The sequence below is a fragment of the Methylobacterium oryzae genome, from assembly GCF_021398735.1.
In the GTDB taxonomy this organism is placed as follows: Bacteria; Pseudomonadota; Alphaproteobacteria; order Rhizobiales; family Beijerinckiaceae; genus Methylobacterium.
Map to the genome: position 1 here is coordinate 4,169,971 of NZ_CP090349.1, position 12,344 is coordinate 4,182,314.

Annotated in this window: 7 protein-coding genes; all 7 read right to left on the reverse strand. The window is 70.7% G+C overall.

Annotation, left to right across the window (positions count from 1 at the left end; genetic code table 11):
• Positions 1-148 precede the first annotated feature (148 nt).
• Positions 149-1,381 carry an MFS transporter gene (locus LXM90_RS19905; RefSeq protein WP_020093366.1) on the reverse strand — a complete coding sequence of 411 codons (1,233 nt, stop codon included), beginning with the start codon at positions 1,379-1,381 and terminating at the stop codon, positions 149-151.
• 37 nt (positions 1,382-1,418) lie between these two features.
• Positions 1,419-4,031: a sensor histidine kinase gene (locus LXM90_RS19910; protein ID WP_234081016.1), complete on the reverse strand. Its 2,613-nt coding sequence runs from the start codon at positions 4,029-4,031 to the stop codon at positions 1,419-1,421.
• Positions 4,032-4,402: 371 nt separating this feature from the next.
• Positions 4,403-5,803, reverse strand: coding sequence for an adenosylhomocysteinase (gene ahcY / locus LXM90_RS19915; RefSeq protein ID WP_012317745.1), 1,401 nt, complete (start codon positions 5,801-5,803; stop codon positions 4,403-4,405).
• 158 nt (positions 5,804-5,961) lie between these two features.
• Entirely contained in the window at positions 5,962-6,366 is a 405-nt protein-coding gene (locus tag LXM90_RS19920; RefSeq protein WP_020093368.1) for a hypothetical protein, read from the reverse strand.
• Positions 6,367-6,674: 308 nt separating this feature from the next.
• Positions 6,675-8,618 (reverse strand): potassium transporter Kup, encoded by a 1,944-nt coding sequence (locus tag LXM90_RS19925; protein ID WP_020093369.1) that lies wholly within the window; start codon positions 8,616-8,618, stop codon positions 6,675-6,677.
• 114 nt (positions 8,619-8,732) lie between these two features.
• The gene (bioD, locus tag LXM90_RS19930; protein ID WP_234081017.1) at positions 8,733-9,404 is read right to left on the reverse strand and encodes a dethiobiotin synthase; all 672 of its coding nucleotides are present in this window, start codon (positions 9,402-9,404) and stop codon (positions 8,733-8,735) included.
• Positions 9,405-9,411: 7 nt separating this feature from the next.
• Entirely contained in the window at positions 9,412-12,303 is a 2,892-nt protein-coding gene (secA, locus tag LXM90_RS19935) for a preprotein translocase subunit SecA (RefSeq protein WP_026604963.1), read from the reverse strand.
• Positions 12,304-12,344: the final 41 nt, after the last annotated feature.

The following is a 12,344-nucleotide window of genomic DNA, read 5'->3' on the forward strand; positions in this document are numbered from 1 at the left end:
CGGCAGCTCCGGTCGAGAGAGCTGCGCCTTACCCCTCTCCCCCACACGGGAGAGGGCACCCGCGTTTCGTGCGGCGCCGGCTCGCGGGGCCACGATCGCCACGGCCGTCATCCGGGACGCGTCGCGTCCCGAGCCGCGCGATGGCGCGCTATCCCTGCACCATCAGCCGGTCGCGGGCCCTCAGCGCCGGGAAGAGCCTGCCCCAGAGCAGTGCGACCCCGACCGTCGCGGCGCCGCCGACCACCACCGCCGGGACCGCGCCGATCGCGGCGGCGAGCAGCCCCGATTCGAACTCGCCGAGCTCGTTCGAGGCGCCGATGAACACCGTGTTCACCGCCGAGACGCGGCCGCGCATCGCGTCCGGCGTCTCGCCCTGCACGAAGGTCTGGCGCACGTAGACCGAGATCATGTCGGCGGCGCCCGTGACGAACAGGCAGGCCATCGATAGCGGCAGCGACGTCGACAGCCCGAACGCGACCGTGGCGGCACCGAACACCGCGGCGGCGCGGAGCATGCGAACGCCCGCGTGGCGCCGCAGGGGGTAGTTCGCCAGCAGCACCGCCATGGCGACAGCTCCGAAGGCCGGCATGCTCCGGAGCGCGCCGAGGCCGAGCGGGCCGACGTGCAAGACCTCCGCGGCGTAGATCGGCAGCAGCGCCGTGGCGCCGCCGAGCAGCACCGTGAACAGGTCGAGGCTGATCGCCCCGAGCACCACCGGCTGGGAGCGGATGTAGTCGATCCCGGCCGAGAGCGCCGCCCAGGTGATCGGCGGCCGCTCGCTCACCGCCGCCGGCCGGTAGCGGATCAGCAGGGTCAGGGCGCTGGCCAGGGCGAAGCTGCCCCCTGCCCCGCCGAACACGACGGCGGGTCCGAGGGCGTAGAGGAAGCCGCCGAGCGCCGGCCCCATCACCGACGCGCTCTGCCAGAGGGACGCGTTCCACGCGATCGCCGAGCCGAAGAGCGGCCCGGGCACCAGGGTCGGGAGCAGCGCCTGCAGGGCCGGGTTGGCGAAGGCCCGGGCCGTGCCGACGACGATGACCAGGGCGTAGATCGGCCAGACGGAGTGCACGCCCGCGAGGGCGCAGGCGAGGAGGCCGAGGCTCGCCGCGCTCTGGAGCGCGAAGGCGGCGGCGCCGACGAGGCGCCGGTCGTAGGCGTCGGCGACGTGGCCGGTGATCAGCGCGCACAGCACCGCCGGCAGGAAGCCCGCGAGGCCCACGAGGCCCAGTGCCAGGGCGGAATGGGTCAGGTCGTAGACGTACCAGCCGATCGCCACCGCCTGCATCTGGTAGGCGAGGCCCGTGAGGAACCGGGCCGAGCCGAACAGGCGGAAGTCGCCGATGCCGAAGACGGCCCAGCCGGAACGATCATGCGCGGACATGCCTCCTGCTGCGCGGGACCGGCCGCGGAATCAAGCGCTACGGTGACGTTCGCCGGTCGGATGTCGGCGGCTCCGGCCTGCTCGACTGCAGTGTCAGGGTCGGCTTGCGCGGCGGCGGCGGCGGCGGAGGAGGAGGCGGCGACAGGACGGGCGGCTCGGGTTCGAGCGGCGGCGCGCGCCGGCCCTCGCCCGCGAGGTCGGTGGGAAACGTGCAGGTGACGCGGGTGCCGCTGCCCGGCGCGGTCTCCAGCTGCACCCGTCCCCCGTGCAGCTCGACGAAGGAGCGCACGATCGACAGGCCGAGGCCGACGCCCCGGTGGCGGGTTCCGAGGGTGTGGCTCTCGAAGCGGTTGAACACCGAATCGGCGATCTCGGGGGGCATGCCCCGGCCGTGGTCGCGCACGCTGAGGAGAAGCTCCTGCGCGGTCCGGCGGGCATGGACCTCCACGCGCTGGCCGGCATCCGAGAAGCCGACGGCGTTCGAGAGCAGGTTGAACAGGATCTGGCGCACCCGCTTCCCGTCGGCGTGGACGCTGCCGATATCCTCCGGCACGTCGAGGGCGAGGGTGATGTGCGATTCGGCGAGCCGGTCCTCGATGCCGCGGACGGCGGCCTCGATGGTGGCCTGGACGTCAACCTCCTCCCGCTGCAGCTCCAGCGAGCCGGCGTCGATCGAGGCAAGGTCGAGGATGTCATTGATGATGACGAGCAGCGCCGCCGAGGAGCGCATGATGTGGTCGGAATACTCGCGCTGGCGCTCGTTGAGCGCGCCGACGGTCTCGTCGCCGAGAAGCTGGGTGAAGCCGATGATGTTGGTGAGCGGGGAGCGCAGCTCGTAGGAGACGTGGTGCACGAAGGTGTCGCGCAGCTGCGCGGCCTTCTCCAGGGCATCATTCTTCTCGGTGAGCGCCCGCTCGACGTTCACACTCGCCGTGACGTCGATCAGGGTCAGGAGCGTCGCGCCCTCCGGGAGCGGCTGCGCGGCGCAGTCGAGCACGGTGCCGTCGACCACCTCGAGACGGCACGTCCGGGCCGTGCGCGATTCGAGGCCGACCACCGCGTCGCGGATGTCGAGCCACGGCTCCTCGACGGGGGCGAGCGCCCGGCAGGCGGCGATCACCGCGTCCACGTGCGGGCGCTCCTCGATCATCTCCGGGTCGAGCCGCCACACGGTGAAGAAGGCGCGGTTGGCGAGGGACAGGCGCCCGTCCGCGCCGAACACGGCCACCGGCTCGGCCAGCGTGTCCAGGGTCTCGGCCTGCAGGCGGCGCAGGGCGTTGTAGCGGGACTCGGCGTTCAGGCGGTCGGAGACGTCGTCGAACAGGTAGGTCAGGCCGCCCTGCGGGTTCGGGTCCGCGACCACGCGCAGGGTCCGGCCGTCGGGCAGGTACCACCAGGTCTGGTTCGCCTCCGCGGCCCGGTAGGCGGACAGCACGCCCTGCTTCCAGCCGCGGAAATCCGCGTGCTCCTCGAGCTTCCGCTCCGCCCGCAGGTGGTCGAGGATCTCGCCGTCGGAGGGCCGGCCGTCGAGGAAGGCCTGATCGAGGTCCCAGAGCTGCCGGTAGGCGGCGTTGTGGAAGATCAGCCGCTGCGACACGTCGAACATCGCGACCGCGGTCGGCAGCTGGTCCAGGGTCCGCACGTTGGCGTTCATCTGCCGCTGCAGGTCGGCGCGGACGCTCTCGAGTTCCGACACGTCGATGGCGATGCCGACGCGGCCGGTCTCCAGCCCGGTCTCGAACACGTCGAGCATCCGCCGGTTCCCGGCCACGATGGCGGAGAGGCGCGGGACGCTCCGGGTCAGGCCGGCGAACCGGGCCGCCTCCTCGCGGGCGATCGTCTCGCGGGCCGGCCGGTCGAACAGCTCCAGGCCGGCATCGAGGGCGGCCTCGCGGCTCTCCGCCTCGACCGCCGCCACGTAGGCGGCGTTGATCCAGCTCAGGCCACCGTCGCGGTTGCGCCGCCAGACCGGCTGGGGGATCGCGTCGAGGAGCCCCGACAGGGCCGAGAGTCCCCGGCGGGTCTCGTCCAGGGTCGCGCGCAGGTCGGCGATCTCGCAGCGCTCCTGGCTGGTCTCGCGCAGGCGCAGGAGCGCCCGCCCCGCCACGGCCTGCCCGTGGGCCTCGATGTTGCGGCCGGTCTGGGTCCGCAGGCTCAGCGCGAAGCTGGTGCCGCGCGCCCGCAGGGTCTCCACGGCGGTCTCGACGGCGGCCGCGTCCGCGGCGACGAGCCACGTGCCGAAGGCCAAGACGCGGCGGGCATAGCCGGAGGTCGGCCGCTCGCCGTGGATCGCGAGGCTGATGTCGCCCTCGACCACCGGCTCGCTGCGATGATCCCAGGTGACGATGATCTGCCGCTCGGCGTTGAGGAGCATCTCGGCCCGGTCATGGGCGCCGCGCAGGACGTCGAGGGTCGCGGCGAGCTCGCGCTCGCGGCGGGTCCACCGGCCGCGCTCGTAGAGGTGCAGGAGCGACAGGATCACCGCGAAGGCGACGAGGCCGCCGAAGATCGCCAGGGCGGCCACGCTGTGGATCTCCCGCGCGGGATGCGCGGCGGCAGCCTCCGGCAGCTCGGCGAAGGCCGCGCTCGCCGTCGTCAGCGCGAGCGCGCCCACGCCGATCCGAACGTGTGTCGCACGACCGACACCCATGGTTTGCCCCGCCCCCGTACCCGATGGCTGTCCGACCGGCGCGCGTCGCCGCGCGGCGCAGAAGGCACCGTTCCCGCGGCGATTCTCCCGAACCGCCGCAGCCCCATCGATCTAAGATTCGCCCGCACTCTAGGTGCGGCGGAATCGCCCCGGAAGGGGAACGAAGCGTGGCTTTGGGCAAAGTCGGCATAATCAGCCGTTAACGACACACAGAAGACACAGTTCGATTCGGCCGTCTGCGCTTGACAAACGAGAAGGCCCGGCGCAGCGCGCCGGGCCTCCAAATCTCTCCACCGGGCCGCGTCGCCGGATCGCGGCGGCGCGGTGCCGGCCCCGGGAACGAGGCCGTCCGCGCCAGCGATGATGCAGGCTCAGTAGCGGTAGTGCTCGGGCTTGAACGGGCCGCTCTCGGAGACGCCGATATAGGCGGCCTGATCGGGGCGGAGCTTCGAGAGCTTCACGCCGATCTTCTCCAGATGCAGGGCGGCGACCTTCTCGTCGAGGGTCTTCGGCAGGGTGTAGACCTGCTTCTGGTACTTGCCCGGGTTGGACCAGAGCTCGATCTGGGCCAGCGTCTGGTTGGTGAACGAGGCCGACATCACGAAGGACGGGTGACCGGTGGCGTTGCCGAGGTTCACCAGGCGGCCCTCCGACAGGAGGATGATGCGGTGGCCGTCCGCGAAGGTGATCTCGTCCACCTGCGGCTTGATGTTCGACCACTTGAGGTTCTTCAGGCCGGCGACCTGGATCTCATTGTCGAAGTGGCCGATGTTGCAGACGATCGCCCGGTCCTTCATCGCCCGCATGTGGTCGATGGTGATGATGTCCTTGTTGCCCGTGGCGGTGACGAAGATGTCGGCGCGCGGGGCCGCATCCTCCATGGTCACGACCTCGTAGCCCTCCATCGCGGCCTGGAGCGCGCAGATCGGGTCGATCTCCGACACGAGCACGCGGCAGCCGGCGTTGCGCAGAGACGCGGCCGAACCCTTGCCCACGTCGCCGAAGCCCGCGACCATCGCGACCTTGCCGGCCATCATCACGTCGGTGCCGCGGCGGATGCCGTCGACCAGCGACTCCTTGCAGCCGTACAGGTTGTCGAACTTCGACTTGGTGACCGAGTCGTTCACGTTGATCGCCGGGAAGAGCAGCTTGCCCTCCTTGGCCAGCACGTAGAGGCGGTGGACGCCCGTGGTGGTCTCCTCGGAGACGCCCTTGATGCTGTCGGCGAGGCCGGCGAACCATCCCTTCGGCTTCTCGGCGAGCTTGCGCTTGAGGAGCGCGAAGAAGACTTCCTCCTCCTCGCTGGCCGGCTTGTCGAGGAACGCGGTGTCGCCGTTCTCGGCGCGCAGGCCGAGATGGACGAACATGGTCGCGTCGCCGCCGTCGTCGAGGATCATGTTCGGCATGCCGCCGTCGTGCCAGTCGAACAGGCGCGAGGTGTAGTCCCAGTACTCCTCCAGGGTCTCGCCCTTCACGGCGAAGACCGGGATGCCGGCAGCCGCGATGGCGGCGGCGGCGTGGTCCTGGGTCGAGTAGATGTTGCACGAGACCCAGCGGATGTCGGCGCCGAGCGCCTTCAGGGTCTCGATCAGCACGGCGGTCTGGATCGTCATGTGGAGCGAGCCGGCGATCTTCGCGCCCTTCAGGGGCTGCGCCGCGCCGTACTCCTCGCGGACCGCCATCAGGCCCGGCATCTCCGTCTCGGCGATCGAGATCTCCTTCCGGCCGTAATCGGCCAGCCCGATATCCTTGACGATGTAATCCTTGGCCATGAGTCGATGGCTCCGTGTTCGCGTTGCGGGTCGGGGCAACCCCCTACCACCGCGCGGCCTACGAAGCAATCAAGACATAAAGATGTCTTTATGCGTTCTGATCGGCGGGGCGGCCGCGCGAACGCCCGCCCCGCTCCGGATCAGGTCCCGCCCGCCGCTCAGCGGGTCGGCCGCGCCAGCCACCCGAGGCCGAACGCGACGGCGGCCACCAGGGCGAGGGTCGTGCCGCGGTTCTCGTCCGCGCGCGCCGCGAGGGTGCGCCCGTGGCGCACGGCGCGGTCGCGGTAGTGCTGGCCGCGCTCGAGCGCCTCGTCCGCCAGGGCGTGCCCGCGCTCGCTGGCGTCGCGGAACCGGGCGCGCCCCTCCTCGACGAGGTGCTCGCCGCCGTGGCGCAGGTCGCGGACCGTATCCCGGGCCTCGCCGTAGGCGTACTGGGCAGCGCCGGCGGCCTGATCGTAGGCGCCGTCGAGCTGGTCGACGGCCCGGCCGCGCACCGCGCCCGCCGCCGTCTTGATCCGGCCGCGCAGATGGCGGACGCCGCCCTCGAGATGATCCCTGTTCATGCTGTCTCTCCATTCCGGCGCGCGCCCCGGGGGCCACGACGCCTGCGTCGGGGCGGAACGACGGCGGAAGGCTACGGTTCCCTGAGGGGCGGCGGAACGGCCTCAAGTTTCCGTGCATCGGCGAGCCGGCGCTGGAAACAGGTCCGGACCGGCGCAGCGTCCAGGGGCGCCGCGGCGCCAATCGCCGGGACCAGATCGAGGCACATCGCGGCCGGGCGGGTGCTCCGATCTCTGCGCACGACTCGGCCTGTTCTGGACCGCGCCGCCGCGGTGACTTGCCGGGCGGCGGGAATGTCTCGGGCCGAGGCCTAGATCTCGATCTCGGTGCCGACCTCGACGACCTGCCGCGTCGGTACCCCGAAGAAGGCGCCGGTGCGCTCGGCGTTGCGCTGCATGAAGGCGAACAGGTTCTCCCGCCAGGGGGCCATGCCGCGCTTGTCCCGTCGCGGGATGATCGTCTCGTGCCCGACGAAGACGGTCATGTCGTCGAGGACGTGCGGCGGCAGGTGGCGCGATTCCACCGCGCAGGCCAGCCCCTCGGGGATCGAGGCCTCCTCCATGAAGCCGTAGCGGAGGATCACCCGGTAGAAATCCGGCGCCAGGATCGTCACGTGGGCGCGCCGGTCCCGCGGGACGTTGGGTGTCTCCTCGTAGAGCGCCGTGATGATCAGGATCCGCTCCATCAGGGCGTGGTTGCGCTCCACGAAGCGCGAGAGATGCAGCGGGATGCCGTGCTCGGCCGCCGAGAGGAACGCGGCCGTGCCCGGCAGCCGCAGCAGGTCACGGTGCTGGAGACCGCCGAGGAAGACGTCCTCCGGCAGGCGCAGGGCGGCCCTCGCCTCCTCGACCAGCTCGTTTCCCTTCTTCCAGGTCAGCATCATCGCGGCGACGAGCCCGGCGAGCACCAGGGGAAACCAGCCGCCCTCGAGGATCTTCACGCTGTTGGCGGCGAAGAACACGAGGTCGATGGCGAGGAAGAAGCCGTTGACCGCGAAGACCAGGATCGGGTTGTAGCCCCAGCGGAGCGCGATCAGCGCGGCGAGCAGCGTGGTGATGCCCATCAGCATCGAGACCGCGATGCCGTAGGCGCCGGCCAGGGCGTCGGAGGAGCCGAACACCACCACGGCCGTCAGGGTCGCCACGGCGAGCAGCCAGTTCACCGCCGGCACGTAGATCTGGCCGCGCTCCTCGTGCGCCGTCTGGACGATGCGCATGGCCGGCAGGAAGCCGAGCTGGACCGATTGCTGGGTCAGGGAGAACACGCCCGAGATGATCGCCTGCGAGGCGATGATGGTCGCCATCGTGGCGAGCGCGACCAGGGGCAGATGGCCCCAGTCGGGGCTGAGGCGGAAGAACGGGTTCTCCAGGGCGTCGGGCGCGGCGATCAGCAGGGCGCCCTGGCCGAAATAGTTGAGCACCAGCGCCGGCAGGACCAGCGCGAACCACGCGATGCGGATCGGCAGGGCGCCGAAATGGCCGAGATCGGCGTACATCGCCTCGCCGCCGGTCACCGCCAGGAAGGCCGCGCCGAGCATCGCGAAGCTGACGTGCCAGCCGGCATGGAGCATGAAATCGACGGCCCGGAACGGGTTGGCCGCCGCCAGGATCTCGGGCTTGGCGACGATCCCGGCGATCCCGAGGAGCCCGAGGACGACGAACCAGACGAGCATGACCGGTCCGAACACCCGGCCGATGGCGGCGACGCCCTTGTGCTGGACCAGGAACAGACCGACCAGGATCACCAGCGTGATCGGCACGACGTACGGCCCGAGTGACGGCGCGTCGACCTTCAGGCCCTCGATCGCCGACAGCACCGAGATCGCCGGCGTGATCGCGCCGTCACCGTAGAGCAGCGCCGCGCCCACCAGCCCGACCACCAGGAGCAGCGCCTTCCACGTGCCAGGCCGGGCCTGACGGGCGCCGAGCAGCGCCAGCATGGCGACGATGCCGCCCTCACCCCGGTTGTCGGCGCGCAGGATCAGCACCGCGTATTTCAGCGACACGATCAGGATCAGCGACCACAGGATCAGCGACACCGCGCCGGTGGCCGCCGCAGCAACCGAGGCGCCGCCGGCGGTCGCGGCCTTCACCGCCTCCTTGAACGCGTAGAGCGGGCTCGTGCCGATGTCGCCGTACACGACGCCCAGCGCGCCGAACACGAGGGCCGGCCGGAGCCTGTCGCGCGCCGCTTCCGCGTCGACCGCGCCGGTCTCGGATCGGGGACTCGCCGCCGGGGCAAGGGTCTGGCTCACCGCAGGATTCCCCCACGGCGCCACCCGGCCTCGACCATCCGGGCGCCGGGCGCGACGCCGTGGCGGTAAAGCTAGGGGCCACGGCCGCGCCGTCCAGCGACGCTGTCGCGGCGCTCAGATCGAGCCGGTCAGCTCCTCCGGGCAGGCGTCGCCACGGCGCAGACAGAATACGGGCGCGCCGGCATGACGGGCGATGGCCGCGGCCACGGTCGCGGCGGGCGCCGGCGCGCCCAGGCTCTCGCTGATTACCACCGCGCGCAGCGGCACATCGTGGAGCCGCAGGGTCTCGCAGGCCGTGAGCGCGTGGCTGATCGCCCCGAGATAGCTCCCCGAGACGAGGAGCGCCGGGACGCCGAGCGCGCGGAGCCAGTCCAGGCCGGTGGCGGCCTCCGTGACCGGGCTCATGAGCCCGCCGACACCCTCGATCAGCAGCGTGTCCTGGGTGCAGGCGATCTCAGCCCGGCACCAGCCGACAAGGTCGGCGAGGTCCAGGGTGCGCCCCTCCAGCACGGCGGCCTGATCCGGCGAGAGCGGTGCCGAGAACCGCCAGGGCGAGCAGGCCTCCACGGCCTCCTCGTCCAGGGCGAGCCCCTGCGCGTCCAGCAGCCGGGCGGTGTCGCTCTCGACGAAGCCGGGATCGCTCAGCGGCGGGACGCCGCTCGCGAGCGGCTTCACCGTCCGCACCGTCCGGCCCTGAGCCCGCAGGCGGCGCGTCAGGGCGGCGGTGACGTAGGTCTTGCCGATCTCGGTCCCGGCCCCGGCGATGAACAGCGCCCGCGCGGGCATCCCCGCCTCAGGCCTGGAGGCTGCCGTGGCAGTGCTTGTACTTCTTGCCCGAGCCGCACGGGCACGGCTCGTTGCGGCCGACGCGGCCCCAGGTGGCGGCGTCGGTCGGGTCGCGCTCCAGCACGGCGCCGTCCGCCGCGAGGCCCTGCGCCGCGAAGCCGTAGGCCGGTCCCCCGCCGCCGTCGCTGCCAGAGCCGAGACCGGCGTAGTCCATCTCGTTCTCGCCGGTGACCGGGTCGAGATGCTGGGCGAACATCGGCGGCAGCGCCGGACCGCCGGGCGGGTACTCCTCCTGCGGCTCCTGCATCATGATCTCGACCCGCGAGAGCTGCGCGGTCACCTGCTCGCGCAGGGCGGTCACGAGACCGTTGAACAGGTCGAAGGCCTCGGACTTGTACTCGTTCAGCGGGTCTCGCTGGGCGAAGCCGCGCCAGCCGATCACCTGCCGGAGGTGGTCCAGCGTCACGAGGTGCTCGCGCCAGAGATGGTCGAGCGTCTGCAGGAGGACCTGCTTCTCGATATAGGCCGTGACCTCGGCGCCGTTCTTCTCGGTCCGCTCGGCGTAGGCGGTCTCGGCCGCCTTGAGCAGGCGCTCGCGCATCTCCTCGTCGGCGATGCCCTCTTCCTTGGCCCAGTCCTCGACCGGCACGTCGAGGTTGAGGATCTCCTTCACCTGCTCGCGCAGACCGGCGACGTCCCACTGCTCGGCGTAGGCGTTTTCCGGGATGTGGCGGGCGACGAGGTCGTCGATCACGCCCTCGCGCATCTCGTCCACGGTCTCGCGGACGCTGTCCTGGCCCATGAAGTCGCGGCGCTGCTCGAACACGACCTTGCGCTGGTCGTTCATGACGTTGTCGTACTTGAGCACGTTCTTGCGCATGTCGAAGTTGCGCGCCTCGACCTTCTGCTGCGCCTTCTCGATCGCCTTGTTGATCCAGGGGTGGATGATCGCCTCGCCCTGCTCCAGGCCGAGCTTCTGCAGCATCCCGTCCATGCGGTCGGAGCCGAAGATGCGCATCAGGTCGTCCTGAAGCGACAGGTAGAACTTCGAGCGGCCGGGATCGCCCTGGCGGCCGGAGCGGCCGCGGAGCTGGTTGTCGATGCGCCGCGATTCGTGGCGCTCGGTGCCGATGATGTAGAGGCCGCCGGGCAGCGCCTTCTTGCGGCCCGCCTCCGGATCGGCCGGCTCGCCCGAGGCCAGCACCTTGGTGCGGTTCTCGGCGATCTCCGCCTTGATCGCCGCGATGGCGGCGTCGCGCTCCGGACCGTCGGCGAGGTGGCCCAGCTCCTTCTCGATCCGCATCTCGAGGTTGCCGCCGAGTTTGATGTCGGTGCCGCGGCCGGCCATGTTGGTGGCGATGGTGATCGCGCCCGGCACGCCGGCCTCGGCCACGATGTAGGCCTCCTGCTCGTGGAAGCGGGCGTTGAGCACGGCGAAGCGCTTGGTCACCCGGCCCTCGCGGGCGGCGGCGTAGACGTCGGTCAGCGCGTTCGGGTCGGAGTAGTCGAGCAGGCTGTAGCCGGCCTTCTTGAGCATCTCGGCGAGGTGCTCCGACTTCTCGATCGAGCCGGTGCCGACCAGGATCGGCTGGTGGCGCGCATGCGCCTTGTCGATCTCGGCGATGATGCCCTCGTACTTCTCGCCGACGGTCCGGTAGACCTCGTCGTCCTCGTCGACGCGCTCGACCTCCTTGTTGGTCGGGATGTCGACCACGTCGAGTTTGTAGATCTCGGCGAACTCGTCGGCCTCGGTCGAGGCGGTTCCGGTCATGCCGGCGAGCTTCTTGTAGAGGCGGAAGTAGTTCTGGAAGGTGATCGAGGCGAGCGTCTGGTTCTCGGGCTGGATCGTGACCCGCTCCTTGGCCTCGAGCGCCTGGTGCAGGCCTTCCGAGTAGCGCCGGCCCTGCATCATGCGGCCGGTGAACTCGTCGATGATCACCACCTCGTCGTTCTTGACGATGTAGTCCTTGTCGCGGGTGAACAGCGTGTGGGCGCGCAGGGCCTGGTTCACGTGGTGGACCAGCGTGACGTTGTGGGCGTCGTAGAGGTCGCCCTCCTTCAGGAGGCCCGCCTCGCGCATCGCCTCCTCGATGAATTCGTTGCCCTCCTCGGTCAGCGAGACGGTGCGCTGCTTCTCGTCGAGGTCGTAGAACTCCTTGCGCAGGCGCGGCATCAGCGCGTCGACCGCCACGTAGAGTTCCGACCGGTCATCCACCGGCCCTGAGATGATCAGCGGCGTGCGCGCCTCGTCGATCAGGATCGAATCGACCTCGTCGACGATCGCGAAGTTGTGCCCGCGCTGTGCCAGCTGGGACAGCTCGTACTTCATGTTGTCGCGCAGGTAGTCGAAGCCGTACTCGTTGTTGGTGCCGTAGGTGATGTCGCAGGCGTAGGCCTCCTTGCGCTGCGCGTCGTCGAGCCCGTGCACGATCGTGCCGACGGAGAGGCCCAGGAACCGGTAGACCTGACCCATCCACTCGGCGTCGCGCGAGGCGAGGTAGTCGTTCACGGTGACGACGTGGACGCCCTTGCCCTCCAGGGCGTTGAGGTAGACCGGCAGCGTCGCCACCAGGGTCTTGCCCTCGCCGGTCTTCATCTCGGCGATGCCGCCCTCGTGGAGCACCATGCCGCCGATGAGCTGCACGTCGAAGTGGCGCTGGCCGAAGACGCGCTTGGCCGCCTCGCGCACCGTAGCGAAGGCCGGCACGAGGATGTCGTCGAGGCTCTTGCCGTTGGCGAGTTCGGCCTTCAGCATGTCGGTGCGGGCGCGCAGGGCCTCGTCCGAGAGGGCCTGGATCTCCGGTTCCAGCGCGTTGATCTGCGCGACGCGCGGGCGGTAGCCCTTGACGCGGCGGTCGTTCGAGGAGCCGAAAATCTTCTTGGCGATGGAGCCGAGCATCATAGACCTGCGGACGCGCGAGCCCGCCCACGGGTGAGCGT